This window comes from Actinoallomurus rhizosphaericola, from assembly GCF_024055675.1.
Taxonomy (GTDB): domain Bacteria; phylum Actinomycetota; class Actinomycetes; order Streptosporangiales; family Streptosporangiaceae; genus Actinoallomurus; species Actinoallomurus soli.
The window spans coordinates 63,974-89,401 of the sequence record NZ_JAMXMW010000014.1; the positions used below are offsets into that span (position 1 = coordinate 63,974).

Consider the following 25,428-nt stretch of genomic DNA (forward strand, 5'->3'; position numbering starts at 1 on the left):
CGGGGCCGTGGTCGTGGGGGGCGGGCCGCCCCCCCGGGGGGCGCCCCCCCCCCCCCCCCGCCGTGGGTCACGGCACCAGGACGATCTTGCCTCGGGTGTGGCCCTTCTCCAGCTCGCGGAAGGCGTCCTGAACCTGGTCGAGCGGGTAGGTGCGGGCGATCGGGATCTCCAGCTCACCCTTGTCGATGAGCCCGGCCAGTTCCGCGACCACCTCGATGGTGGCCGCCTCCGCGTTCGCGTCGGTCCTGACGCCGTGCTTCGCGGCGGCGGTCCAGTCCTTGATGGTGTCGATCCGGTCCGGAGCGACGCCGAGCTCGATCGCGAGGTCGACGTAGCCGAAGCCGTAGGCGTCGATGAACGCGTCGACCTTCCCGCCGGGAGCGGCGGCCCTGATCCGGTCGGCGACGCCCTCGCCGTACGTGACGGGGATCGCCCCGTGGTCGGTCAGCCACCGGTGGTTGGCCTCACTCGCCAGACCGATCACCGTCGCGCCGGTGCGCCGGGCGAGCTGGACCGCGATCGTCCCCACCCCTCCGGCGGCGGCGGAGATCACGACCGTGTCGCCCCGCCCCGGGGCGACGGCGCGCACCGCCGCGTACGCCGTCGTCCCCGCGACGTACAGCGACCCGGCCTGCTCCCACGAGACGTTCGCCGGGCGTGGCATCAGGTTCGCCGCCTCGACGAGGACGAACTCGGCGTGGCTCGCCCGGTCGTCGGTGAACCCGAGGACCTCGTCGCCGGCCGCGTACCCCGTGACGCCCGCGCCGACCTCCTCGACGATCCCGGCGAGGTCGCTGCCCTCGCCGGAGGGGAACGTCGCGGGCCACCGCTCGTGCAGCACTCCCGTACGGATCGACACCTCCCCCGGGTTGATCGCCGCACGCTTCACCCGGACGAGGACCTGACCGGGTCCGGGGACCGGCCGGTCGACCTCCTCGACCCGCAGCACCTCGATGGGGCCGTACTCGTCGAACCGGACTGCCTTCGGCATCGCGCACTCCCTGCTCTGAGACGCCGGCCGTCTCTCGGCCGGACACCGATCAGGCTGCCAACAGAACACGGCGGGGAGTAGTGGACCGCTTTCCCTAGGATCGACGATCCTTGGCTGAGCGTCCGGCACCGGTCGGAACCTCGGCGATGATGACTCCATGCAGATGGACCGCAACCAGCTCGCCGACTTCCTGCGCCGTTCCCGGGAACGACTGCGCCCGCAGGAGGTCGGCCTGCCGGCCGGGCCGCGCCGCCGTACGCCCGGGCTGCGGCGCGAGGAGGTCTCCCAGCTCGCGGGGATGTCCGCCGACTACTACATGCGCCTGGAGCAGGCCCGGAGTCCGCAGCCGTCACCGCAGATCCTCGCCTCGCTGGCGCACGCGCTGCGCCTGACCGAGGACGAGCGCGACCACCTCTACCTGCTGGCGGGACACCGGCCGCCCGCGGGGCGACTGGCCGGCGACCACGTCCGGCCCGGCCTGCTCTACCTGCTGGACCAGCTCCACGGGACCCCGGCCCACATCACCAACGACCTCGGCGACCTGCTCGCCCACAACACCATGGCCGAGGCGCTGCTCGGGTGCATCTGCTCGGTCCGCGAGGAGGACCGGAACTTCATCTGGCGCTGGTTCACCGATCCCACGATCCGGTCGATCTATCCGCCGGAGGAGCTCGATGAGCTGGGCCGCACCTACGTCGCCGACCTGCGGGCCTCCATGGTCCGGCGGGGCAACGACGCCGTCTCGACCCGGCTGGTCGCCCGGCTGCGCGAGGTCAGTTCGGAGTTCGCCGCGCTGTGGGACCTGCACGAGGTCGCGGTGAACCGCAGGAGCCGCGTGCGCGTCGACCACCCCGCCATCGGCCCCATCGAGCTGGAGTGCGAGACGCTGCTGAGCCCGGCGGAGGACCAGCGGCTCACGATCTTCACGCCGCCGCCGGGCACCTCCAACATCGACCATCTCAGCCTGCTGCGCGTCCTCGGCCACGACGACTTCACCCCGGCCGCCCCCGGACGCCGCTGATTCGTTTTTTGATTCATAGTTCCAATAAGCGCTAAGGTGACGGCGTGGCACGCACTAAAGGGTTCGACCCGGACGCCGCCGTGGACAAGGCGATGGAGGTGTTCTGGGCCAATGGCTACGCGGGCACCACGCCCCGGCGGCTGAGCGATGCGCTGGGCATCGGCCCTGGCAGCCTCTACAACGCCTTCACCAGCAAGCACGCGCTCTACGAGCGGGCGCTGCGCCGTTACTACGAGCGGGAGACCGTCCGGCTGATCGAGCTGCTGGACGGACCCGGGTCGCCGCGGGCACGACTCCGGGCGGCCCTCGACCTGGTCGTCACCGCCGCCCTGGAGGACGGGGAGCGGCGCGGATGCATGGCCGCCAACGCGGCGGTCGAGTTCGCCGACGAGGACGACGTCGTCCACCACCTCGTGCGCCGCATCTTCGACCGCCAGGAGGCGGCGTTCCGCAGCACGATCGAGGAGGGCCAGCGTGCCGACGAGATCGACGCGGATCTCGACGCCGCCGCGCTGGCGGCGTTCCTCCTCGCGACGATCAACGGCATCCGGGTGCTGGCCAAGGCGGACCCGAGCCCGGCACGGCTCGCGACGATGGCCGAGACGGCCCTGCGCGCCCTCTGAGACATCCTTCGGCACGGCGTGCCGTTCGCACACCCTGATTCTGTAGCTGTAATTCAAGAATGGAGCGGTCATGGATCTGCGACTCGACGGGAAGGTCGCCGTCGTCACCGGCGCGAGCAAGGGCATCGGGCTGGCGATCGTGCGGTCACTCGCCGGCGAGGGCGCGCGGGTGGTCGCCGCCGCCCGTGCGGCCGGGACCGACCCGGGCGGGCCGGCCGGCGCGGTGACCACGGTGCCGGTCGACCTCACCACCCCGGACGGTGCCGCCGTCCTCGCCGAGCGCGCCGGCGACGCCGACATCCTGGTCAACAACCTCGGCGGCGTCACCGGGGACAGCATGCGGGCCGGCGGCTTTCTCGGCACCTCTGACGACGCCTGGCTGCGGACGTACGAGCTGAACCTCTTCAGCACCGTACGTGTCACCCGCGCGCTGCTGCCGGGCCTGCTGAGGCGGCGCGGCGTGATCGTGAACATCTCGTCGATCGGGGCGCGGGCGGCGTTCCAGCCCGTCGACTACGGCACCGCCAAGGCGGCGATGACGAACTTGAGCAAAGCGCTCGCCGAGGAGTTCGGCCCGCAGGGCCTACGTGTTCTGACCGTCAGCCCGGGGCCGACGAGGACGCAGAACTGGGGCGACCCGGACGGCTACGCCGGCGAGCTCGCCCGCGCGGCCGGGGAACCGCTGGACGAGTTCCTCGCCCGGGTGCCCGAGCGCATGGGGATCACCACCGGCAGGCTCACCGAGCCGGAGGAGACGGCCGCGCTCGTCACCTTCCTCGTCTCCCCGCTGGCCGGAAACCTCACCGGCGCCGATTACCTCGCCGACGGCGGCGTCATCAAGACCGTCTGACAGCCGGACCCGGCACGGCCGAGCCGGCGATGATCGCGGACTCGACCACGTCCTGACCGACGACGCCCTGGCGACCTGGGCGGCCGGGCTTTCCTAGCCCGCCGGCGGAAGGCCGAAGAGGGGCAGGCACGGAGCGAGGCCTTCGATCGTCACGGGCGCCGCCGGCCGGCCGGCGCGGTCGAGGCGCATCCGGCGCACCACCATGGGACGGCCGCGGACGACGCGGCGTTCGATCCCGTCCTCGCGGTAGCCGAGCTTGCGGGAGACCGCGAAGGAGGCCGCGTTGTCGGCGAAGGCGGCGGACACGGCGTGCTCCGCGCCCAGCCCGTCGAACGCCAGGCCGAGCACGGCGGCGCGCATCTCCGTGCCGATCCCCTGCCCCTGGTAGCGGCGGCCCAGCCAGGATCCCGTCGAGACCTCACGGAGGATCGAGAAGTCCGTTCCCATGAGCCCCTGGGTCCCGACGATCGTGCCGTCGAGATCGACCACCAGGTTCAGCGTCCAGGCCGACGGCCGCCAGGCCGCCCACTCCGACCAGTGGTACTGCAGGAGCCCGCGCGCTCGCTCGGCGGGCGGCGCGTCGGTCCAGGGGATGGCGAACGGCTGCGTGTCCGGGTCGTGGACGCCCTCCGCCGCGAGGTCGGCCAGCGCGTCCAGGTCCGCCGGAGTCGGGACGCGCAGTCGTAGCCGGGGAGTGCGGAGCCGCAGACCGAACAGGGGCCAGTGCGGAGATGTCATGCCGACGATTCTGCAGAGGGCCTCCGCCGGCCGCACCCGTTTTTCGTCGTTGTCGCTGAACGCCGTTCGGATAAGCGTTCGTTCGGACATTCCGTAAAAACGCCGGTCAAGCTGGACAGATATGGCCAATGCGGCTGTTTCATGGCTAGGATCGCCGTCCTACGTGCGGCCGGTCACTCTCGGGTCGATCGGTGTCACAGGTGAAGAAGATGGTCGAAGGGAGCGCATCGTGACCGCGCCGGAGCCGGAGTTCACAGGCACGCAATCCGGGGCGGTGCCACTGTACGGGCGGCGCTTCGTCGAGGACACCGACGAGCTGTACCGGGAGATGCGACGCGATCACGGGCCGGTCGTGCCGGTCCTCCTCGAGGGCGGCGAGCCGGCGTGGCTGGTCATCGGCTACCGCGAGGCCCACCGGGTGCTGACCGACTCCCAGCTGTTCGCCCGCGACCCGTACCGCTGCCACGGCCCGGAGTACGTGCCGCCGCAGAACCTCGGGTACCTGCCCGGCATCCTGATGTTCCTCGACGGGCCCGTTCACGCGCGCCGGGCCGGCGCGGTCAGCGCCGCGCTCGCCGAGGTGGACCAGTTCGAGCTGCGCGCCGACTGCGAGCGGTTCTCCGACCGGCTGATCGACGTGTTCGCCACCGCGGGCGAGGCCGACCTGATCGAACAGTACGCCTACCACATGCCGGTGCTGGTCATGGGCAGCCTGCTCGGGCTGCCCGACTCCGAACTCGTCGCCTTCGCCGATGACATGAAGAAGATGAACGACGGCCGGGAAGAGGCGATCGAGGCGTTCGGCCGGTACGTCGTGAGGATGACGAGCCTCCTCGCGAGCAAACGCGAGTGGCCCGGAGCGGACGTGACGTCCCACATGATCGCGAACGCGACCGACGTCACCGACGAGGAGCTGATCCAGGATCTCCTGGTCGTGCTCTCCGGCGGCCAGGAGAACACCGCCCACTGGATCGGCAACACGCTCCGCCTCATGCTGACCGACGACCGTTTCTCGCTGACCCTCTCGGGTGGCCGCCGCAGCGTCGGCCAGGCGCTGAACGAGGTGATGTGGGAGGCCTCTCCGGTGAAGACCGCCCCGGCCCGCTGGGCGGTCCGGGAGACCCAGCTCGGCGGCCGGACGATCCGCGCCGGCGACGTGGTCGTCGTCGGGCCGGCGGGCGCCAACACCGACCCGCGGATCCGGCCCGACGCCCACGGTGACGCGGCCGGGAACCACGCCCACCTGGGTTTCGGCACCGGCGAGCACGGCTGTCCGCACCCGGCGCCGGAGCTCGCCCAGGTGATGGCGCAGACCGCCGTCGAAGTGCTCCTCGACCGGCTCCCGGACGTGCGGCTCGCGGTCCCGGAGCACGAGCTCGAGTGGCGGCCCGCCTTCCACATCCGCGGCCTGTCGGCGCTGCCGGTGCGCTTCCGGCCCACGCACGTCGTCGGCGGCTGACCGGAGGACCGGTCCGGACCGGTCAGGGCACCCGCGCGAGGGCGCACAGCATGGAGACGTCCTCCACGGCCGGACGCCGCCCGGCCGGCTCGTCGGGCCGCCAGTCGACGACGGAGGTGATGCCGGGGTCCAGGACGTCCAGGCCGGTGAAGAACCGGGCGAACTCCTCGGAGGACCGGAGCCGGAAGGGCACCCCACTGCGCCGGTTCGCCTCCTCGGTCTCGGCGAGCTCCTCCGGCGTGAGATGGTCGCTGGTCCCGTGCGTGATCACGATGTGGCTCCCGGACGGCAGCGCCCCGACGAGCGTGCGCACCACACCGTACGGGTCCTCGTCCTCGGTGATGAAGTGCAGGACGGCGACCATCATCAGCGCGACCGGTCGCGACAGGTCCAGCGTGCGGTGCAGGTCCGGGTGCGTGAGGATCTTCTCCGGGTCGCGCAGATCGGCGTCGAGGTAGGCGGTTGCACCCTCCGGCGAGCTCGTCAGGAGGGCGCGGGCGTGCGTCAGCACGATCGGGTCGTTGTCGACGTACACGATCCGGGCCCGGGGATCGGCGCTTTGCGCGACCTCGTGGACGTTGCCCGCCGACGGCAGCCCGGTGCCGATGTCCAAGAACTGGTCGACACCGACGTCACGCACCAGGTGATTCACGACCCGGCGCAGGAACTTACGGTTCTCCACGGCGGCCAGCCGGACGGTCGGGAATCCCGCGGCCACCGCCTCGGCCGACTCACGGTCGATCGCGAAGTTGTCCTTGCCGCCGAGCCAGTAGTCGTACCTTCGCGAGGGGTGCGCCTTGCTCGTGTCGACCCCGCGGGGCGCCCGCTCGGCGTCCCGGAACCGTCGATCCACGTCGTCCGTGTTCACGGCGAGCATCGTATCGAGGTGTGATCACCGTGTCCGTGGCCTTACCGGAGAAACGGTGGCAGCGCGCCGCTTCCCACGGAATGATCATCTCGACGGATTCCGGCGATGGAGCGGCTGGCGATGGACCTGAGTTACAGCCCGTACGATTTCAACGTTCACGAGGACCCTTATCCGGTCTATGCCAGGCTCCGGGACGAGGCACCGGTCTTCCGCGACGAGGCGGACGACATCTGGGTGCTGTCCCGGCACGCCGACGTGCTGGCGGCGCTGCGCGACTCGACGACGTACTCCAGCGTCAACGGCCTGCGCATCGAGCCGGCGTTCTGGGGGTCGGACGCCGAGCGGTTCTTCTCCTTCGTCGCCATGGACCCGCCCCGGCACACGCGCATGCGCGGCCTGGTGTCGCGGGCGTTCACCCAGCGCCGCGTCCAGGAGCTCGAGCCGCGGCTCCGGGAGATCGCCCGCTCGTACGTCGATCGGCTCGCGTCCGGGGGGACGTTCGACTTCATGGCCGACTTCGCGGGCCCCTTCCCCACCGATGTGATCTCCGAGTTGGTCGGCGTTCCCGAGGCCGACCGTGAGGAGGTGCGCCGGCTGGGCGCGGCCATCATGTACCGCGACGACGAGTCGTCCGACCTGCCGCCCGAAGCGCTGCAGGCGATCGGCGCGCTGGTCGGCTACTACACGGAGCTGACGAAGGAGCGAGCCGGGGAGCGCCGCGACGACCTGCTGTCCGGCCTGCTGAACGCCGCCGAGGGGGACGACCGGCTCACCCCCGAGGAGATCGTGGGGGTGCTGATCCTGCTGGTCGGCGCGGGCATCGAGACCTCCATGCTGACGCTCGGCAACGCCTGGTACGCCGCCTGGCGGCACCCGGACGAGCGGGCCCGCGCGTTCGGCGGCCGCGTGGCGGACTGGGTCGAGGAGACCCTGCGTTACGACCCTCCGTCCCAGGCCCTCGCCCGTACGACGACGACCGAGGTGCGGCTGCACGGGACGACCGTTCCGGAGGGGGCGCGGGTCCTGCTGCTCGTCGGCTCGGCCAACCGCGACCCGGAGGTCTTCCCCGACCCGGACCGCTTCGACCTGGACCGCGACACCGGCGCGTCGCTGGCCTTCGGCAACGGCCGGCACCACTGCCTGGGCGCCAACCTGGGCCGGCTTGAGACCCGCATCGCCCTGGAGGAGATGGTCCAGGTCGTCGCCGGCTACGACATCGACGCCGACGGCCTGCGGCGGATCCACGCCAGCAACAACCGCGGCTTCGCCGCCCTCCCGACCGCGGTCACCACCCGTCGGTGAGGCAGCACATCAACAAGGAGGGGCGGATGGTCCCGCAGCAGGAGTCGTACGACGTCGTCGTGGTCGGCGGCAGCGGAGTGGACACGATCGTGCGCGTCCCCACGCTGCTCGCACCGCCCGCCGACTCTGTCGGCGTCCCCCCGATCGAGGAGTGGCCCGGCCAGACCGGCGGGAACGTCGCCCTCGGCGCCCGCGCGCTCGGCCTGTCGGCCGCACTGCTCGACTACATCGGGGACGACTGGATCGGCGCGCAGGTACACGAGCGGCTGGCCGAGGGGGACGTGGAGTTCGCGCCGCTGATCTCCCCCGCCGGCACCCGCCGCGCCGTGAACCTGGTGAACAGGTCCGGCCGCCGGATGTCCTTCTACGACGGCCGGGACCCGGCGGACCTGCGGATGCCCCGTGAGCACTACCTGCCGTGGGTGAGCCGGGCCCGGCACGTTCACCTGTCCATCATGAACTTCGCGCGCTTCCTCTACGACGACCTCGCCGAGCTCGGCGTCCCGGTCTCCACGGACCTGCACGACTGGGACGGGCTGAACGACCACCAGCGGGAATTCGCACTGCGCTCCGACCTGGTCTTCTTCAGCGCCGCGGGTACGGGCGAGGGCTTTCCCGGGGTGATGCGGGAGATCCTGCGCGAGGGCCGCGCGGAGATCGTGGTGGCCACGGCGGGCACGGACGGCGCGTACCTGCTGACGCGCGACGGCGGCGACACCCCGCGGCACGTCCCGGCGACCGTGCCGCCCGCGCCGGTCGTGGACTCCAACGGCGCGGGCGACGCGTTCGTCTGCGGCTTCCTCTACGGGCGGCTCGCCGGCCGGGACGTGGAGGAGTGCGCCCGCCTCGGCGCGGTCGCGGGCGCCTACGCCTGTACGGCCCCGGGCTCGACCGCCCTCATCTCCGCCGAGGCGCTCCAGAAGGCGTGACGGGCCTCCGACTCCCGCGTAACAGCCGTCGCGGGGTAACAGGACGGTAATTCCGTCGCAACCGACGGCGCGAAGATCGTTGCCACCCTTGCTCGTCAATGACCGGCGTCGCGGTGAACGACATCCGGCGCGTGGAGATCTCCAGCGCCTCGGCCACGGGCGGAGTGTTCCTGTCCGACCTGGCGTTCCAGGACTCCGCGGTCGGCAAGGGCGGCCCGACCACGCTCCCGCAGGTCTCCATCGAGGGGACGACGGTGAACGAGGGCGACGGCCCCGGTACGGCGACGGTCACGCTGAAGCTGTCGGAGGCGAGCAGGGTCCCGGTGACCGCGAGCGTGCAGACGCTGGCTGGAACCGGCACCCAGATCGCCAACGCGGCCCAGCAGGTCGTCATCGAGCCGGGCCGTACCGAGGTCGCGGTGAAGGTCCCGGTTCAGGGCGACACCGTCCCGGAGACGACGACCGACACGGTCTACAAGGTGTTCGTGGTCGCTCCCGTGAACGCGGTGGTCGGCCAGGATTTCGCGCACATCACCGTGCACGACGACGACCCGGCCTCCTGACCGTACGCTTCCCGTCCCCGTCCGGGAGTCGCAGGCGCCGACCCACGCCGCGATCCCCGGCCGGGCGCCGGGTCGGGCCCGCCGGCCACCCTCGGCCTGCGGGCCCGTCCGCGTACCGCTCCGGCGGGCGCTGCACGACGAGTCCGGCCGGACCTCTTCGGCCGGCTGCTCGACGATCAATGGTCGAGTGCGTATCCCAACAGGCCCTCTTGGGTGACGTCCGCGTTCCCGGGCGCCTCACAGTCCGGCCGCTCGGAGACGAAGTGATCTCCGAGCCCGGCGATATGGCACCGGTAGAGAGGTACGGACGGACTGGCGGGACGCTTCGTGTAGATCCAGCCTTCAGTCTGGAGAATCGCATACTGGGAGCCACCGCAGTCGGCGCTCTTGTACAGGAACTGATCGTCTCGGCCGTTGCGGCAGCCGTACAGCGGAACGGTGCCCGGTTCCTGCGCAGAACGCAGGTACCAGCGTCCTTCCTCGTGGAAGCCGGCCGGGGCCGGTCCGGTCGTGACCTGATGCCGTGCCCCATTGCTGTAGCGGACCAGGGCGACGTCGGTCGCCTGCGTGCCCTGAGTGCACCGTACGGTGCGCCGCATCAGCCGGGCCGTCGACCAGTCCGGTTCGGCGCTCTGCCACTGGGTGTAGTAGACGAAGAAGGTCTTGCCGGGCGCGTTCGGTGTGCTGCCGCCCGCAACGATGGTCGGGTAGGCGTCGAAGAAGTCGGGGTCACGCCACAGCGGATGCCGCGTGGACCATCCGCTCACACCGTTCGCGGAGGTGGACAGGACCATGTCATGCGGCGACTCACCGGTCACCATGATCGTCCGCCCGGCGCCGCGGGCCACATCCGGCGCCCAGGCCATCGGTCGGCCCGCATTGATGTCGGCAGACGCTCCGCCCAGCGCCGGCTGTGCCCACCGGCCGCCCTGATATTTGCTCCACGCGCTCACCTTTCCTCGCTTCGCCGCGGCCAGTACGGCGGTGATCGGCGCGCGTGCGACCGAGAGTCCGGTGAAAGCGATGCGCCCTGCTCCGTCGGCCGCGGCATCCGAGAAATAGACGTACAGGTAGGAGATCTTGCCGACTCTCGTCACACTGAACGAGGGCGCACCCAGGTCGATCGTCGTCTGCGTCTTCTGCGCAGTGGTGAAATCGACGTGCGGGCGCACGATCTCGCCGAGCCGCACCACCTTTCCCGTCTTCGGATCGACACGTCCGAGATGAAGTTCGGTGTAGAACTTCGACGGATCGTTCCCGTACGGACGCTCGAGGTGCAGCATCTCCAGCACCTGTCCGCTTCGGGCATCGCGGAAGACCGGGCCACCGCCCGCGTAGTCATAGCCGCTCGGCACGTTCGCCACAGGCTGGGCGCTGCGGACGCCGTCGGCCACCGGGTCGCTGAGCGTCCCACTGGTGACGGTGACCTTTTGCGGGGGCCGCAAGCCGGGTGTGCCGGTCGCGAAGAAGCGGTACCTGCCGCCTCCGTCGTTGACGACGCCCAGCGCCGTGTCGGGCCAGGCATCCAGTCCCAGCCGCCGGCGGTCGGCGACCGAGACGACCTCCTGCGCGGGACCGACGGCCACCCCGTCACACCCCGGTGCGGCGGCCGATCGGGCCGATGCGGCGGGCAGGTCCGCCGCCGTTCGCGTCGGCCGGTCGGACGCGCCGCAGGCCGACGCGCATATCAGGGCCGCCCCGGAGACTGCTACGGGTATCAATGCTCGCATCTACGATATCCATCATTTGTCGTCCACCGGCGATCGCGGTGGGGGTATGGACTTCACGCCGATCTGGGGACTACGCCGCCTGCACCATCACCACTGCCGGGATTCGTCCTTTTAGGCGAGTCGAATCGGCGGGTGCGCTTTCGTCGTCCATAGCGGCTGAGCCAGCGTAATGAGTGATCGTCGACCCGCGGCAGTACCTAAAGGTGGAAATTCGCTCGTCCCAGCCGGGCGACGTGGGTGGCCACGGCGATGCCCCAGACCGCGCCGCCGAGTGCGATCGCTCGCTGGGTCAGACCCTGATACGCGGCTGTGGATGGGGCCAGTATGACGATCAGGCCGGCGACGAAGACGACGCCCAGCAGGACGGTGGGCGCGGCGAAGCGGCGCCACTGTGGCAGACGCCTGAAGCGGCGGGCGAGCACGAACGGCGTGACGATCAGCAGGAGGACGCATGCGAACCCGATCGCGCTGTGCACCTGCGCGTGCCAGGAAGTACTCGCCTGGGCCTGGCTGCAGCCGTCGGCGGCACGGCAGTCGAGCCGGAACACCGCGTCGGTCAGGTCCTGGATCCCCGAGAGTGCGGCCAGCCACGGACCCGATCGGCCGGCTCGCCCGGCATGGATCAGTGCGGGGCGCAACCCGAACAGGGCGAATGCGATGCTTCCGGCGCCGGCGAGCGCCTGCGGGATGAGGAAAGCCCAGACGTGCGGAGCCGTGAGGGCGCCCATGTCGCTGATGTCGTCGTGAACCGGGCTGTAGGCGGGCCCCTGCCACGCGCCGGCCACGAGCCAGGTGCACACGGCCACGATCTCTGAAATCAGGCCGATCAGGCCCCATCGGGCGAGGGACCGGTAAGCGGGTCGTACGGGTACGACCCGGGCGGCAGGTCGGATGCCGGTCATGTGCTTCCCCTTCACAGGCTGGGAGGGGCCGGCTCCGGCGAGGAGTCCGGGCCGGCTGCCTCTCGGTGAGCCCCCGGTCGCCGGGCCGCCGGTGGAATGGACGCGTTGCGGATGCGCCGGGCGTGGCGAGCTCGGCGCTCGGACCCGTCTGCGAAGAACCGGACCAGGGTCTCCAGCTCGGCTACGGAATAGCGATCGAGATCGGCGGTGGCTTCGGCCGCGAACGGTTCGAAGATCTCGGCGATACGGGCGAGAAAAGCGTCCGTGAGCTGCACCTGGATGCGGCGCCGATCGTTCGCGTCACGGGCCCTGCAGGCGTAGCCGGCGGTTTCCAGGCGGTCGAGGGCGGTCGTCATCGCCGACTGGCTGAGACCGGCGTGCTCGGCCAGCTCGGTCACGGTCATGGGCCGGTCAAGGAGCAGGTCGAGGCATCGCAGATCGGTTCGATTGACGCCCAGCCGCTCTGCCACGGCCTGGTCAAGGGCGTCGATCTCGCGCTGGTAGCGCCGGATCGCGGCGGTCAACTTCGCGACCACGATCTCTCGGTCTGACATAGGTCAGACTTTAGGATATTTCGAAAATCGAAGCAATGCGATCCGCACAGGTCGATGCCGGGCCGGCATCGACCGGCCCGGCATCGGGAGGGGTTCACGCTACGAGCGCAGGTCAGGCCACGGCGTGGATCCGGCCGCTGATGTCCGACGCCGCCACCGGGCGGCCGTTGTGCCGGACGATGACGAAGGCCTGCCCGCGCTCCCGCCGCACCTGCGTGGTCAGCCCGGCCGTGCCGCCCAGGTGAAGGCAGAGCTGACGGCGGGCGGGAAGCACGCCGTTCTGCGCGCAGCTCAGTTTCAGGTGGTAGAGGCCCGGGCTCGGGTTGAAGGGGTTGTACAGCGGTGGAGCCGACGTCTCCCAGCCGCAGTAGCCGCCGCCGCGCAGGTCGATCACCTGGCCGTTCACGCTCGGAGTCGCCGATCCGGAGGCGTTGAACCCACCGGTGGCGAACGCGTTGTCGACCCGGAACGGCGTGTCCTGCAGGTCGATGTTGCCCGTTCCGTCCGCCTGCGAGGTACATGACATCGCGACCCCGTACGGCATGCTGGTCACGGCCGTCCCGCCGTGCCGCAGCGATCCGGTGGACGCCGCGAAGGTCAGGTCGCCGATGTCGACGGTCAGCGACTTCGGGTCGACGCGGACCTTGGTGAACGCCGTCCGGACGTTCGTGCCCGGCGATGCGCCGCCCGCGGTGTACTGCGAGAAGTTGACGCCCTGCCCGGTCCTGGCGAGGTCGATGTACTCGGTCGGCGTCGTGGACATGTGGTAGCAGTACGCGGTGAAGATGTTGCCGTTGTTGTACAGCAGGTAGGTTCCGTCCCGCGCGATCGGAATCGCCTGGTGAATGTCCTGGCAGCTGTTGAACAGCTGTATGGGAGCCGCGGCGGCGTGAGCCGGTGCCCCGCCCGTCGCCGGGAGGGCGGCGCACACCGCCGCCAGAAGAGCCGATATCCGAATTGACGATCCAGCCATTGAATGTCCCTTGTTCGCGAGCGAGTGGACGACTGCGATCAGGACGTTAACGTCCGCTTAAGAGCCGGCCGTTCAACGCGCGAAGTGTGCGACTTTCGGAGTGTCGGGCGAGATGCGGGGTCACGTCAGGTTCCCGGCGACGACGAATCCGCGCCATTCCAGGGCGCTTTCGAGCAGCGGGGGACCTGTTCGAACCCCGGGTAGGATCGGCCCGTGGCGAGCTTAACGATTCCTGATCAGGCGACCCCCTACGGCCAGCGCGTCCGCCGCAGGCTCACCCACGAGACGATGATCTGGCTGACGACCGTCGGGCGTGACGGTGCGCCGCAGCCGAACCCGGTCGGGTTCCTCTGGGAGGGCGGCGACAGCCTGCTGATCTACAGCCAGAAGGACGCCAAGCGCCTGGCGAACATCCGGCGACAGCCGCTCGTCTCGCTCAACTTCGACGGCAACGGCGGCGAGGACATCGTCGTGCTCACCGGCACCGCCGAGATCCTGGACGACCACCCGGCGGTGCCCGACAACCCCGCGTGGCTGGAGAAGTACGGCGAGGCCATCGACGCGCGCTTCGGCGGCGCCGAGAAGTTCGCCGAAAGGTTCTCGGTCCCGGTCCGCATCCACCTCACCCGCGTCCGCGGCCTCTGACCCGACCCCGGCCGGCCCACCGCCTATGAGCCGGCCGAGGGGCCGAAGGCACTCGCCGAACTGGAAGCGCGCGCCACCATGGGCAGGCCGGCCCTACTGCCCTGAGACCGGCCGATCAGGAGGTCGCCGCTGGGGCGTAGGTCAGGTGCATGACGCCGTTCTCGAACCTTTCCTGGCCGGTGAGGGCCAATGAGGTGCGCCGGGTCCCGTCGGGGAAGAGCCTGGCCCCCGACCCGAGTACGACCGGGTAGACCAGCAGGTTCAGCTCGTCGACCAGGCCGTCGGCCAGCAGCGCGCGCACCAGGGTGCCGCTGCCGCTGATGTAGATGCCGTCCGCGACCTCGTCCTTCAGCTTGCGGATGGCCTGCGGATCGTAGGCGCCGAGCACGGTGGAGTTCTGCCACTCCTCGGCGGAGGTCAGGGTGGACGACACGACGTACTTGGGGGTGTCGTTGAAGAACGGCGCGCCCGGGTCCTCCGCGGCGGTGCGGGTCGACCAGGCCGGGGCGAACATCTGGTAGGTGGTGCGGCCGAGCAGGATGGCGGAGCTGGACTCGGTCATACGGGCGATCGCCCGTCCCATCCCCTCGGTGAAGCCGTAGTCCGCCGTCCAGCTCGGATTCTCGAACACGCCGTCCAGGCTGACGAACTCGTGAACGCTGATCGTGCCCATGGTGGTCCCCTCTCCCGATGGTGACGCGCGACGTGAGCCGGAAGGGAGCAGAGACCTCCCGCTATCACCGAAAAAATGATCAGTCCCGGTGACCTGACCCGACCGCGGTCGTCGACTGCACAGATGACACCACGGCCGTCCGACAATTTCGTGAGCCACGCTGTTCGGGGCCGGCCGGCCGTAGGCTCCCGACCATGCACGCCAGTCTCACGGAGCACGCTCGCTGCCTGTACGGCGATGAGTACCGGCCGACAGCCGGCTGCGGCCTCGAGCACCACGAGCACTACTTCGTCGAGGAGCTGACGTTCGCCGACGCCGACGCGATCCTGGCCATGCTCCGCGAACTGTCTCCGCATCTGGTCGACGGTCACCTTCCCGTGTGGGTCCGCAACCTGGCCTACCGGCTCGTACTGCTGCAACGGCCCGACGAACCGGCCCTGATGCGCGAGGCGGCGGACAGCCTGTACCTGCACGGCCCCGACTGGGACCACATCGCCGCAGACCTCCGGCACCGAGCCGATGCCCTCGAAGCAAAAGCCTGAACTCCCATGTCAGAGAGCCGGAGGCGGAAGGACTGCGATCTCCCGTTCGAAGTAATCGAGCAGGGATTCGGCGGCCAGGTACAGGTCGGCGAGTTCCGTCCGGGCTCTTGCGATCGCTCCGGGATCGTCGATTCGGCGAGCGCCGTACGCCGTTCCCTCCGGGTCGTACAGGACCTCGAACAGGACGTGGTCACCGAGGATCACGATCTCCGGCAGCAGACGGTCGGCCTCGAGATGGCGTACCGCGGGTGCGTCGACCACCCGCAGATCCTCGCCCGCCTCGGCGAGGAGCCGGAAGTACTGCATCTCCCACTGGAGGTACGGCGTGACCGGATGCTCCACCACTCGGAGTCGCCGCGACTCGACCCCGCGCCGCCGGTCGTCGGCCACCTTCTCTCTCACAGCGTCGCGTTCCCGCTCATTGAGCTTCAGGGCGCGATTCCAGTCGCCTGATGCGAAGGCCTCCCAGCTCGGAACCCCTGGCTCCCGGAATGTCTGACGCCGTTCCAGCTTCCAGAAGACGAGCCCCTCGTACGCCTCGTCGAAGGCGTCCGAGTAGGAGGCCAGGCACAGTTCGGTCCCCGGCAGGTCGGTGATCCGATCGAGCATCAGGCATCACCCCTCCGGACGCGACACCGCGCCGTGTCCGGTGAGCCGTGAAGGTAGGCGTGGAGCTCTTCGGCGGTCATCTCGTCGAACCGCGCCAGCGCCACCTCCAGGAGGCGGAGCTGGTCCGGGTCCGTGGCCGCGACACAGACCGGCCCGCCCGCCCACCTCCAGAGCGGGAGGCCGCCGGTGTCCAGCACCGACGACCACCCCGGGGGCGCCGGCAGCTCGGGGTGCGTCCGCTGCCGACGCTGCAGACTCATCCGGGCGGCGGCCGGATACTTCCGGATGAGGAAGTCGAGGTGCAGGAGCTCCCGTGCCTCCGACGGGGAGCGCGTCGACAGGGAGTCGACGAGGGCGCGCAGCGCGGGAAGCGAGCGCATAAGCCGCTGTTCGGGGGTCATCATCACATCCCGCTCGGGCGGAGCGGGACGCAGACGACCTTGCTGATCGACCGGACCAGCTCCTGGACGTCGTCGACGTCGAGGAGCCGGGCCGAGTCGTCGACGCGGCCGATCGGCACGCCCCACGACCAGTGCCACCTGAGGTCGCCCTGCGCGTCCGGTCGGCAGGCGATCCGCTCGCTGAGGTGATTGCTTGCACCGTGGATGAAAATCTCCGCCCCGTATTGCTCGGCCCTCAACCCGGCCGCCTGGCATTCCTGCGTCAGCCACTTGGCATATGCGCGAATGTCCTCTGATGTGTACCGATTCATCCTTGGCTCTCCGTTGATTCGTCGCCCGGATATTCGGTGACCAGGCTCACACGGCGCGTTACGGTGAGCTACGAACCCTCATCCCCCCGTACGTCACCCGTTGCAGGAGTCGCGAAGAACGGGTGTCAGGATCAGGAGGCATTCGATGCCTGCTCAACGCGGCCAAAATTCTCTGGTCGAGACGTTCGCCGACGAACTGCGGTTCAGGCGTGAAGATCGCGTCCTGTCCCGGAACAAGCTCGCCGATGCGCTCGGCTGCACTCCGCAGTGGATCTACAAGGTCGAGACCTGCGAGAAGCCACCATCCGAAGCCTTCGCCCAGGACCTCGATACGTTCTTCGATACGGCCGGTATGTTCCACCGGCAGTGGGAGAAGATCCGGAAGTACCGACGCGCTCGAGCCCTCCTACCAGGTTTCCCCCAGTACGTAGAACTCGAAGCACAAGCCGCGATCATCCGAGCGTTCACCCCGCAAGTCGTATCCGGGCTGCTTCAGACCGAGGACTACATGCGGGCGCTCATGGCCACCAGTCAGACCCCCAACACACTCGAGGAGAGGGTGGCCGGCCGTATGGAGCGGCAAGCCGCAGCGTTCGATCGGCCGGACCCGGCAAAGGGGTGGTTCGTCCTCGACGAGTCGGCCTTGCAACGCGTCATCGGTGGACCCGATGTGATGCGAGCGCAGCTGATCAAGCTATGTGAGCTCGCAGACTCACCGAACATTCAAGTACGGATACTCCCGTTCGCATCGGTGACCTACGCCGGACTCGATGGAATGTTCGTCACCCTGACCCTTACCGACGGAACGGAGATCGCCTACCATGAGGGGCCGGGCATAAATCAGCTCACTCAAGAGCCCGCTGCAGTCAACGAGTATCGCGCCCGCTTCGATCTTGTCATGGGCGAGGCGTACCCTCGAAGCGATTCTTTGAAGATCATCAAGAAGACGCTGGAGAACCTGGGATGACGATCCCTGAGGCACCGACCACAACCCGGTGGCGTAAAAGTACCTACACCGCACAGGGTGGTGCTGACTGCGTGGAGGTAGCCGACCTGGCCAGCGTGATCACCCAGCCGGAGAGCAGTTCGGTCGGCGAAGCCTAGTCACCCGCCCGGTCTGCAATCCGGCCTGATGCAGGGACGCAACAGACAGCCCCGACAGATCCCGCCCCCAGGCGGCCCGCCGTCTTCCACGGGTGTCTACACAGGCGAGAGAATCCGGCTCTGGCGTGCTTTCCGTGATGCCTGCGGGCTGCCGTCGGCTGGGCGTATGTCCCACCGGCACGGGTCGAATCTGGTTCGGGCTGGCGCCTGGGTGGATGGGGCTTTTTCTGGGATGTCTACTGACGCGACAGGAATTCTTCTGTGTGTAGACGGCTGCGGGAACAAGGTGCCCCCGGTAACGCCCGACATGTCCCGATAGTGCGTTATGCCCCTGGGGTGAGGTGACCATCGCATTGGAGGCTGTCCCCTCAGGAGGAACAAAGTAACCGCCGGCGGGACATGCAGGGGAAGGCAACCACCCACCCGGGTATCCGATTCGATGCGATCGTCCGCGATGACCGGATTACTGAGTGAGTCCCCCACGTTGGCGGGCTTGTCGTGTCCCGCAGCCGCCTACCTGGCCGAAAAGGAAAAGTCGAACTCGGGGAGGGACTCTCTGCCATAATTCATTCGTGACAGAACAACAGAAATTCGATCTCCAGGCCGTTATGGAAGCAGGCCTTGGCAAGAGGCTGGATGATCAACGCCAGTTGGCAGTCGAGATCGTCGCGCATCTCCATAGCATCCAGCATGGCAAGTCTCCCGCAGAGCTCATCTCTTATTTAAATAAGTTCTATCTCGGTTTTGTCACGGCCGCAGGCGCACGCGCAGGCGCGGCGGCGATTGCCCCGACTGGACGGGCCCAAGTTCCCGTCGCTTCCAACGGCCCGCTCTCGTTCTTGGATGCCTCGGTCCTGTACACGCTGTCTGTCGCCGAGATCAACGGTCTGGATGCCGGAGACATCGAGCGACGCATCCCTCTGGTGACTGCGGCCCTCATTGGGAACGCCGCCGCGAGTACCGTCTTGGAGCCGTTGATCGGTCGCACAGCGCCCTATTGGGGGAAGAAGATCGTGCGGTCGATTCCGATGTCGGCGATCAACGCGGTCAACGATATCTTCGGCCCGCGTTTCGTGACCAAGTACGGCACGAAGCAGGGCAGACTCGTCCTCGGCAAGCAGGCCCCTATGCTAATTGGGGGAGGCATCGGGGCAGGCGGGAACTTCCTGTTCGGGTGGTTGGTGATTAAGGCGGCAAAGAAGATCCTCGGCCCGCCCCCCGAGTCATGGGACGCCCCTGAGAGAACCCAGCAGACAGTCACCTCAGCGTCACCACCACCTGCGGACACGCCACCGAACCACGGGTATCAGGAGAACGAGGAGATTCCCCGCCCCGAAGATGCTCCGACAGGATCGGACATGATTCCCGATGAACGTTGATCACTGAGGCGATCGCAGCGGCTTCGGTTCTGCGCAAAAGGCCCTGCCTCGACAGGCTGCGGCCCTGCCCTCGCCCGCCTGTCAGCCGAGATCGAGGCGGGTGAGCATTTCGCGGACCTCCTGGCTGTCTTCGTGCTCGGCGCCGTAAGTACAGCAGGCACAGGTCCTCGCACAGCGGCCGGAGGACCTCGGCGGCCGCAACGAGGTCCTCTTCGCCCAGCAGGAGCATGCCGATGTTGCGATGCCTGGCTCTTCGCTGGGAGCCATACGCGCTGCGGAGGGCCGGCGAAGCCCTCTCGTTGAGCACTCCTGCGGACGCCAAGCTCGCAAAGCGTCGCGAAGACCTTCATAGTGTCGTTGGCCCGCTGTAGGGTCGTCCCTCGTTGAGGATGCGGCCCGACGGGCTTCCGCCGATCGGCTTTGATCGCGGACACGCCCCCACCCGCACGAGTTCTTCGTGCTGCCTGGGGGAAGTTCGTGACGGCGCTTCGGGTGCCCGCCGAGAGGCTGGTCGATTCACCGATGGAACGGCAGCTCGCGGACATCCTCGCGAATCAGCTGAAGGCGACAACGGGCCGGTACCCCTCCCCCTCGGAGAGGAACTCCTGGCCGCGCAGCCTGCCCGTGCTGGCCCGGGACCTCGTGGAGGCGGGCCTTGGCAAAGTCGAAATGCTCGTCGAATACCAGCTGCCGCTGACCAGCAAGCGCGCTGACGTCGTGCTCGCGGGTGTCGACGCACGGACCGGCGGAGACCTCTATGTCGTCGTCGAACTGAAGCAGTGGAGCCAGGCCGAGTCGTACGAGGACGACCAGCATCTCGTGCTCGTCGAGGGCTTTCACAATCCGATCGGTCATCCCCTGCTCCAAGTCCAGGGATACTGCGACTACATCGCCGATTTCGTCGCTCCCCTGAGCGAGCACCCTGAGGCGGTCCGGGGTGTCGCCTATCTCCACAACGCGGCCGACCTCGACGTACAGGACCTCTTCGCGCTGGCCACCAGCGAACGCACCCGGCTCTTCACCAAGACCCGCCGCGGCGCGTTCCTCGAGTACCTGCGCGCGCAGTTCGCTCCCGAGAGTGGAGCGGACGCCGCGGACCGGTTCCTCAACGGAGCGGTACGCCCGTCGAAGCAACTGCTGAAGCTGGCAGCCGACGAGATCAAGAACCGCGAGCAGTTCATCCTGCTCGACGAGCAGCGGCTGGCGTACGAGATGGTGCAGCACGCGGTGCGCAAGGCCCGCCGGTCGGACACCAAAGAGGTCGTCATCGTCACCGGTGGGCCTGGCAGCGGCAAGAGCGTCATCGCCCTGTCCCTGCTGGGCGACCTGTCCCGGCAGGGTTACTCCGTCCTGCACGCGACCGGATCCCGGTCGTTCACGCAGACGATGCGCCGGCACGTCGGCAAGGGCTCGTCCCGGGTGAAGAACCTGTTCAAGTACTTCAACAGCTTCACGGATGCGGAGCGGAACGGCATCGACGTGCTCATCTGCGACGAGGCACACCGTATCCGTGAGACGTCCGACAACCGCTTTACGAAAGCGGCGCAACGGACAGGCCGACCTCAGGTCGATGAGCTGATCGCCGCCGCGCGGGTGCCGGTGTTCCTGCTCGATGAGCATCAAGTCGTGAAGCCGAATGAGATCGGCACCGTTGAAGCGATCAAGTCTCATGCAGCCGCGATGGGCATCCAGGTGGAGCATGTCCCCCTCGACGGCCAGTTCCGGTGCGGTGGCAGCCGGAAGTACGAGGAGTGGGTGCTCCGCCTGCTGGATCTGGAGCCCGGCGGCCCGGAGGAGTGGTCCGGCGATGACCACTTCGAGGTGCGGCTCGCCGACTCGCCGTGGGAAATGGAGAACCTCCTCCGGGACAGGCTGAAAGACGGTTACTCCGCTCGGATCTCGGCCGGCTACTGCTGGCCGTGGAGTGACTCGAAGCCCGATGGCCTGGTGAACGACGTCCGTATCGGCGACTGGGCCAGACCGTGGAACGTCAAGGGCGATCGGGCGGTCGGCATGGCACCGCCCAGTGCTCTGTGGGCGACCTTCGACGGAGGCTTCGAGCAGGTCGGCTGCGTCTACACCGCGCAGGGTTTCGAATACGACTGGTCGGGCGTCATCCTGGGCCCCGACATCGTCGCTCGCGACGGCCGGCTCATCACCGTACGAGAGGCGAACGCGGACCCCGAGCTCAAACGACGGGCCGTGACCGACGCGCAGTGTGAGCGGCACATCCGCAACATCTACAAGGTCCTGCTGACGCGTGGCATGGTCGGCACGGTCATTCACGCAGTCGACCCACAGACACGAGAGTTCCTCGCCGAACTGCTCGCCGAACACGGTGCTGATGCGGCGAGACCGTCCCGCTGAAGTCATTGGACCGGCGTTGCTCGGCGCGGCCGGTTCCGGCCTCAGGGTCGTACACGCATTGCCCCCGGCCGCATCCGGCACGCATACTCCTTACCGTGCGAAACTACGCATAACCGGAGCGTAATGACGTAATCGAGGGGTCAAAATGAGGATCACCAGGGGAACGACCGCTGGCGCGGCCGCAGGTCTGCTCGCAGCGGCGCCCGTGTTAGCGGGAACGGCTCCGGCCGCGCACGCGATCGGGCTGGACCAGGTCTGCGCGCTCAGCGAGGTCGTCACCTACAGCCCGCCGCTGACCACCAGTCCGCAGACGGTGACGTTCACCGTGAGCGGGCAGCTCTTCAACTGCACCAGCGGCTCGGCCCCGACCGGCTACTACGCCGAGTCGGGTACCGCGCCGAACGCCACATGTACGAGCGTCCTGTCATCGGGGAGCGGCACCCGCGTGTTCCACTGGAACAACAGCGCCATCGCGCCCAGCACGTTCTCCTACAACCGGGTCGTCAGCCGGGTCAACGGCAACATCGTCGTCGCGGCTCTGGGCGCGATCACCTCGGGGACGTTCACCCCCAACCCGGCGAAGTCGACGGGCACCGGGCTGGAACCGGACCTGACCGCCTGTGGCAGCACCGGCGTCTCCCAGCTCACGGACGTCGGGACCGTGACCATCGGCATCTGATGCTTGTCAGAACGTCAATGACCTCAGCCGCACGTATCGCGGAGCGGCGTCCACAGTGATTCCGGCTGACTCCAGGAGGCACAAGATTTCATCGGCGCGTCGCGTCCAGAAGTAGTAGTCGCCATCGGAGCAGCTCATGCCGACACCCGGGCCGCTGAAGAGGACCGGAGCGACGGGAAAGGCTACCTGGATCATCCTGAACGGTACCGATCGCGGCTGTAAGACGAGCTTGAACAGACCTCGTGGATGGAAGCTCACCCGGCGGGGACGGATGTCCAGGCGAGCGAGCGGTCGGCTGAGGTCGATGCGCCCGGACCCGCCCTTCATGGGGATGTTGAAGCCACCGATGTACGAGCGGAACAAGCTCGACATCACATCACCCCACACGGCAGCGGCGTAGCACGGATGCTACGCCCGTCCACGCCCCCCCGTGTAGTCGCCGACCGGCCGCACGGGGGCCGCCCGTCCGTCTCTCCTCCCGGAGGAGAGACGGACGGGCGGCGGGTCAGCCCTGGGCGGTGAAGGTGTGGGAACCGGAGCCGGTCTCGTAGACCGTGCGGCCGTTCTGCCGGCCGACGTAGTCGGCCTCGCCCTTGACCTTGACCGTGCCGGTGGTGGGCAGGTCGATCTCGGCCGTGACGTTGACCGGGACGTCGACGTACACGGTGATCTTGTCACCCGAGCGGTGCCAGGACACGTGGACGTCGCCGCGCTGGGTCGGGACGGTGCCGGAGGCCGCGGTCAGGCCGGACGCCGGCGGGCGTACGCGGATCGCCGCCGCGCCGGGCGCGGTGACCGCGACGCCGAGCAGGTCCTGCTGGACGTCGATCACCGGGGACGCGCCCCAGCCGTGCGACAGGCTGTCGCCGGTCTGCGGGGCCTCCCACGACTCCCACGTGAACGTGCCGCCGGACGCCAGGATCTTGCCGTAGCCGATGCCGTTCGGGTCGGTGAGGCGGGTGACGAAGTCCTCCGGGCGGTCGGCCAGGGCGGCCATCAGCCAGTGGACCGTCATCGGGCTCATCTGCAGGCCGAGGCTCGCGACCTGGTCGGTCACCGTGGCGTCGGAGGTGAGGCCGAACGCGACCGCGTAGGCGTTGGCGATCTGGGAGGCGTGCGTGCTCTGCGAGCCGTCCGACTCCAGTCCGTCGATGTAGACGCCGTCCGCGCGGCGCAGCTTGCCGTTGATCGCCCCAGTCAGGGTGGCGGCGTCGCGCTCGTACGACGACGAGTCCTTGCCGAGGGCCTTGGCCGCGCGGGCGGTGGCGTTGAGCACGTCGACGGCGAGTTCGTTCACGGTCGTGCGGGCGACCGCGTCGGTGTCGTAGCCGTACCGGTTCGGCCAGTCGATGATGCCGTTCAGGTACGCGCCGGAGCCGCCGGCCAGCTTCGTGACCAGGCCCGTCGACGGGTCGATGTAGCGGCGGACGTAGTCGGCCACCGCCGCCATCACCGGGTACGCCTGGCTCAGCGTGCCCGCGTCGCCGGACTGCAGGTAGTACTCCCACACCCAGCCGGGGAACATCTCGGTGTAGTCCGGGATGTCGCGCTTGCCGTCGCCGTTCGGGTAGACGGCGTTCAGCCGGCCGTCCGGCCAGTAGCGGGTCTGCGACGCGATGAACTCGCGGATCGCCTTGCGGGTGAGGCGGCGTTCGCCCCAGCCGGACATGGTGGCGAGGGAGACGTCGACCGAGTCGCCGAGGAATTGCCCCTTCTCCCGGGTCGGGGTGTCGAGGAACTGCTCCTGCGAGTCGTACAGCGCCGACCGCTGCATCAGGTCGTACGCCGCGTTCACGCCGCTGTTCGAGGTCTCCAGCCGGGTCCGGGACGGCACGTCGGTGTGCTGGACGATCGCGCTGATGTCGTCGGCCGGCACGTCGGCGTTGATCTGCAGGTAGCGGAAGCCCTCGTAGGTGTAGTAGCGGACCGTCTGGTCGCCGTCCCGCTCGGTGTAGCCGTACGTCAGGTCGGTGGTCTGGTTGTCGTGCTTGGAGTTGGAGACCGTGCCGTCGCCGGCCAGGAGGTAGCCGGCGGTCATCGTCACCGCCGTGCCCTTCACGCCGTTCTCGAAGCGGACGACGGGCACCGCCGGGATGATCTTGCCGAAGTCGGCGACCACCGCGCCGGAGGCCAGCCTGGTCACCGTGACCGGGTGGACCGTCTCGTACGCGAGCGCGGACTCCTGGCCCTGCAGGTGGGTGAAGACGCCCGCCGGGTGCGCGCCGACGACCTGCGGCGCCGTCCAGGAGGAGTCGTCGAAGCCGGCCTTGTCCCAGCCGAGCGGCTCGGTGGTGCCGTCGATGTCCTCGATGTAGTCGCGGCCGTCGCCGTTGCGGTACTTCGTGGTCTTCCAGTTGGCGCGGGCGACCTTCCAGGAGCCGTCGGTGACGACGACCTCGCGCGAGCCGTCGGCGTGGTCGACGACGACGCGCATCAGCAGGCCGGGCTCGCCGGACGGGCGGCCCTGGCCGGGGCCGTACCAGTGGTAGAGCGCGCCGACGGCGGCCGTCTTGCCCGGCTTGAGCAGCCGGGTGATGTCGACGGCCTTGTAGTAGCCCTCGCCGGGGTAGGAGAACGCCGCGCCGCGGTCGACCAGCCTGCCGTTGACGTGCAGGTCGTACTGCTGGCTCGCGGCGACGTACGCGCGGGCGCGGACGATCGGGCTCGCGCCGACCGCGAACTCCTTCCGCGCGTACGTGTAGTCGTCCTTCTCCCCCGTCGTGCGGCGGATCCAGCTCGCCTGCCAGTCGGCGTCCGCGATCCCGGTGTCGAACTCGGCGGGCTTCGCCCAGGGCGACGCCTCGCCGGCGCGGTCCCAGGTGCGGACGGTCCAGGCGAAGCCGCTCCCGTGCGGCAGGTCGCCCGGCCCGGGGACGTACGACTCCTGGGACGAGGCGACCTTGCCGCTGTCCCACACGGTCTTGTCCCCGGCGGAGATCCTGATCTGGTACGCGCTCTGGACCTCGCCGGGGTCGACGTCGCGGGGCAGCCAGCCGAACGCCGGGCTGCCCTCGACGTCGAGCGGCCGGGTCTGGTCGCCGACGGTCAGGCCGGTCGGGGCCTGGGGTGCGTGGTTCTGCCCGGCCCAGGCCGGTGCGGGCAGCAGCGCGGCCACCGCGGTGGTGGCTGCTCCGGCGGCCGTCAGGGCCGCGAGGAAACGCCTTCTCAACGTGACTTCCTCCTTGCGAACACGCGGCCGCCGGTCGGCCGCGGTC

At 69.1% G+C, this 25,428-nt stretch carries 27 protein-coding genes; 14 read left to right on the plus strand and 13 right to left on the minus strand.

Going from position 1 to position 25,428, the window contains the following annotated elements:
• Nucleotides 1-67: 67 nt before the first annotated feature.
• Nucleotides 68-991, minus strand: a complete 924-nt coding sequence (locus tag NE234_RS28145; protein WP_252783687.1) for an NADP-dependent oxidoreductase — start codon at nucleotides 989-991, stop codon at nucleotides 68-70.
• A 157-nt stretch (nucleotides 992-1,148) separates the two neighbouring features.
• On the opposite strand from NE234_RS28145, the gene NE234_RS28150 reads away from it, so the two are divergent.
• The 3 genes from NE234_RS28150 to NE234_RS28160 all read left to right on the plus strand — a co-directional run bounded on the left by NE234_RS28150 (nucleotide 1,149) and on the right by NE234_RS28160 (nucleotide 3,485).
• Complete coding sequence (locus NE234_RS28150; protein ID WP_252783688.1) at nucleotides 1,149-2,012, plus strand: helix-turn-helix transcriptional regulator; 864 nt, start codon at nucleotides 1,149-1,151, stop codon at nucleotides 2,010-2,012.
• A 44-nt stretch (nucleotides 2,013-2,056) separates the two neighbouring features.
• A complete protein-coding gene (locus NE234_RS28155) occupies nucleotides 2,057-2,635 on the plus strand; it encodes a TetR/AcrR family transcriptional regulator (RefSeq protein WP_252783689.1) in 579 nt (192 codons plus the stop codon).
• Between the two features lie 70 nt (nucleotides 2,636-2,705).
• Nucleotides 2,706-3,485, plus strand: a complete 780-nt coding sequence (locus NE234_RS28160; protein WP_252783690.1) for an SDR family oxidoreductase — start codon at nucleotides 2,706-2,708, stop codon at nucleotides 3,483-3,485.
• A gap of 93 nt (nucleotides 3,486-3,578) precedes the next feature.
• Here NE234_RS28160 and NE234_RS28165 read toward each other — a convergent pair whose 3' ends face one another.
• Nucleotides 3,579-4,223, minus strand: coding sequence for a GNAT family N-acetyltransferase (locus NE234_RS28165; RefSeq protein ID WP_252783691.1), 645 nt, complete (start codon nucleotides 4,221-4,223; stop codon nucleotides 3,579-3,581).
• A gap of 229 nt (nucleotides 4,224-4,452) precedes the next feature.
• On the opposite strand from NE234_RS28165, the gene NE234_RS28170 reads away from it, so the two are divergent.
• Nucleotides 4,453-5,682: a cytochrome P450 gene (locus NE234_RS28170; RefSeq protein ID WP_252783692.1), complete on the plus strand. Its 1,230-nt coding sequence runs from the start codon at nucleotides 4,453-4,455 to the stop codon at nucleotides 5,680-5,682.
• Between the two features lie 22 nt (nucleotides 5,683-5,704).
• On the opposite strand, the gene NE234_RS28175 is transcribed toward NE234_RS28170, so the two are convergent.
• Nucleotides 5,705-6,550, minus strand: coding sequence for an SAM-dependent methyltransferase (locus NE234_RS28175; protein ID WP_252783693.1), 846 nt, complete (start codon nucleotides 6,548-6,550; stop codon nucleotides 5,705-5,707).
• Nucleotides 6,551-6,655: 105 nt separating this feature from the next.
• Between NE234_RS28175 and NE234_RS28180 the strand changes: the two genes are divergently transcribed.
• The 3 genes from NE234_RS28180 to NE234_RS28190 all read left to right on the plus strand — a co-directional run bounded on the left by NE234_RS28180 (nucleotide 6,656) and on the right by NE234_RS28190 (nucleotide 9,344).
• Nucleotides 6,656-7,852 (plus strand): cytochrome P450, encoded by a 1,197-nt coding sequence (locus NE234_RS28180; protein ID WP_252783694.1) that lies wholly within the window; start codon nucleotides 6,656-6,658, stop codon nucleotides 7,850-7,852.
• A complete protein-coding gene (locus NE234_RS28185) occupies nucleotides 7,849-8,781 on the plus strand; it encodes a carbohydrate kinase family protein (RefSeq protein WP_252783695.1) in 933 nt (310 codons plus the stop codon). The genes NE234_RS28180 and NE234_RS28185 overlap by 4 nt, the downstream gene beginning before the upstream one ends.
• A gap of 98 nt (nucleotides 8,782-8,879) precedes the next feature.
• Nucleotides 8,880-9,344, plus strand: a complete 465-nt coding sequence (locus tag NE234_RS28190; protein WP_252783696.1) for a hypothetical protein — start codon at nucleotides 8,880-8,882, stop codon at nucleotides 9,342-9,344.
• 176 nt (nucleotides 9,345-9,520) lie between these two features.
• Here the strand turns inward: NE234_RS28190 and NE234_RS28195 are convergent, their stop codons facing one another.
• From NE234_RS28195 to NE234_RS28210, 4 genes are all read right to left on the minus strand, one after another.
• On the minus strand, nucleotides 9,521-10,930 hold the full coding sequence (locus tag NE234_RS28195; protein WP_252783697.1) for a hypothetical protein: 1,410 nt from the start codon (nucleotides 10,928-10,930) through the stop codon (nucleotides 9,521-9,523).
• Between the two features lie 341 nt (nucleotides 10,931-11,271).
• Nucleotides 11,272-11,976: a DUF998 domain-containing protein gene (locus tag NE234_RS28200; RefSeq protein ID WP_252783698.1), complete on the minus strand. Its 705-nt coding sequence runs from the start codon at nucleotides 11,974-11,976 to the stop codon at nucleotides 11,272-11,274.
• Between the two features lie 11 nt (nucleotides 11,977-11,987).
• Nucleotides 11,988-12,512, minus strand: a complete 525-nt coding sequence (locus NE234_RS28205; protein ID WP_252783699.1) for a MarR family winged helix-turn-helix transcriptional regulator — start codon at nucleotides 12,510-12,512, stop codon at nucleotides 11,988-11,990.
• Between the two features lie 130 nt (nucleotides 12,513-12,642).
• The gene (locus NE234_RS28210; RefSeq protein ID WP_252783700.1) at nucleotides 12,643-13,503 is read right to left on the minus strand and encodes a GON domain-containing protein; all 861 of its coding nucleotides are present in this window, start codon (nucleotides 13,501-13,503) and stop codon (nucleotides 12,643-12,645) included.
• A 213-nt stretch (nucleotides 13,504-13,716) separates the two neighbouring features.
• Between NE234_RS28210 and NE234_RS28215 the strand changes: the two genes are divergently transcribed.
• On the plus strand, nucleotides 13,717-14,148 hold the full coding sequence (locus tag NE234_RS28215; RefSeq protein WP_252783701.1) for a TIGR03667 family PPOX class F420-dependent oxidoreductase: 432 nt from the start codon (nucleotides 13,717-13,719) through the stop codon (nucleotides 14,146-14,148).
• Nucleotides 14,149-14,263: 115 nt separating this feature from the next.
• Here the strand turns inward: NE234_RS28215 and NE234_RS28220 are convergent, their stop codons facing one another.
• A complete protein-coding gene (locus tag NE234_RS28220) occupies nucleotides 14,264-14,821 on the minus strand; it encodes a dihydrofolate reductase family protein (protein WP_252783702.1) in 558 nt (185 codons plus the stop codon).
• Nucleotides 14,822-15,015: 194 nt separating this feature from the next.
• Here NE234_RS28220 and NE234_RS28225 point away from each other — a divergent pair, with 194 nt between their 5' ends.
• Nucleotides 15,016-15,363 (plus strand): hypothetical protein, encoded by a 348-nt coding sequence (locus NE234_RS28225; protein WP_252783703.1) that lies wholly within the window; start codon nucleotides 15,016-15,018, stop codon nucleotides 15,361-15,363.
• 9 nt (nucleotides 15,364-15,372) lie between these two features.
• Here the strand turns inward: NE234_RS28225 and NE234_RS28230 are convergent, their stop codons facing one another.
• From NE234_RS28230 to NE234_RS28240, 3 genes are read right to left on the minus strand one after another with little or no spacing between them, the layout of a single operon-like run.
• A complete protein-coding gene (locus NE234_RS28230; RefSeq protein ID WP_252783704.1) occupies nucleotides 15,373-15,972 on the minus strand; it encodes a DUF6879 family protein in 600 nt (199 codons plus the stop codon).
• Nucleotides 15,972-16,373, minus strand: a complete 402-nt coding sequence (locus tag NE234_RS28235) for a hypothetical protein (RefSeq protein ID WP_252783705.1) — start codon at nucleotides 16,371-16,373, stop codon at nucleotides 15,972-15,974. Before NE234_RS28235 ends, NE234_RS28230 begins: the two co-directional genes overlap by 1 nt.
• Before the next feature lie 2 nt (nucleotides 16,374-16,375).
• Nucleotides 16,376-16,684, minus strand: coding sequence for a hypothetical protein (locus NE234_RS28240; protein WP_252783706.1), 309 nt, complete (start codon nucleotides 16,682-16,684; stop codon nucleotides 16,376-16,378).
• A 145-nt stretch (nucleotides 16,685-16,829) separates the two neighbouring features.
• Here NE234_RS28240 and NE234_RS28245 point away from each other — a divergent pair, with 145 nt between their 5' ends.
• From NE234_RS28245 to NE234_RS28260, 5 genes are all read left to right on the plus strand, one after another.
• Complete coding sequence (locus NE234_RS28245; RefSeq protein ID WP_252783707.1) at nucleotides 16,830-17,651, plus strand: helix-turn-helix domain-containing protein; 822 nt, start codon at nucleotides 16,830-16,832, stop codon at nucleotides 17,649-17,651.
• Complete coding sequence (locus NE234_RS46090; protein ID WP_406567085.1) at nucleotides 17,648-17,788, plus strand: DUF397 domain-containing protein; 141 nt, start codon at nucleotides 17,648-17,650, stop codon at nucleotides 17,786-17,788. Before NE234_RS28245 ends, NE234_RS46090 begins: the two co-directional genes overlap by 4 nt.
• 572 nt (nucleotides 17,789-18,360) lie before the next feature.
• Nucleotides 18,361-19,167, plus strand: coding sequence for a hypothetical protein (locus tag NE234_RS28250; RefSeq protein ID WP_252783708.1), 807 nt, complete (start codon nucleotides 18,361-18,363; stop codon nucleotides 19,165-19,167).
• A gap of 522 nt (nucleotides 19,168-19,689) precedes the next feature.
• Complete coding sequence (locus tag NE234_RS28255; RefSeq protein ID WP_252783709.1) at nucleotides 19,690-21,534, plus strand: DUF2075 domain-containing protein; 1,845 nt, start codon at nucleotides 19,690-19,692, stop codon at nucleotides 21,532-21,534.
• A gap of 145 nt (nucleotides 21,535-21,679) precedes the next feature.
• Nucleotides 21,680-22,213, plus strand: a complete 534-nt coding sequence (locus NE234_RS28260) for a hypothetical protein (RefSeq protein ID WP_252783710.1) — start codon at nucleotides 21,680-21,682, stop codon at nucleotides 22,211-22,213.
• 6 nt (nucleotides 22,214-22,219) lie between these two features.
• Here NE234_RS28260 and NE234_RS28265 read toward each other — a convergent pair whose 3' ends face one another.
• The gene (locus tag NE234_RS28265) at nucleotides 22,220-22,585 is read right to left on the minus strand and encodes a hypothetical protein (RefSeq protein ID WP_252783711.1); all 366 of its coding nucleotides are present in this window, start codon (nucleotides 22,583-22,585) and stop codon (nucleotides 22,220-22,222) included.
• A 133-nt stretch (nucleotides 22,586-22,718) separates the two neighbouring features.
• A complete protein-coding gene (locus NE234_RS28270) occupies nucleotides 22,719-25,382 on the minus strand; it encodes a family 78 glycoside hydrolase catalytic domain (RefSeq protein WP_252783712.1) in 2,664 nt (887 codons plus the stop codon).
• Nucleotides 25,383-25,428: the final 46 nt, after the last annotated feature.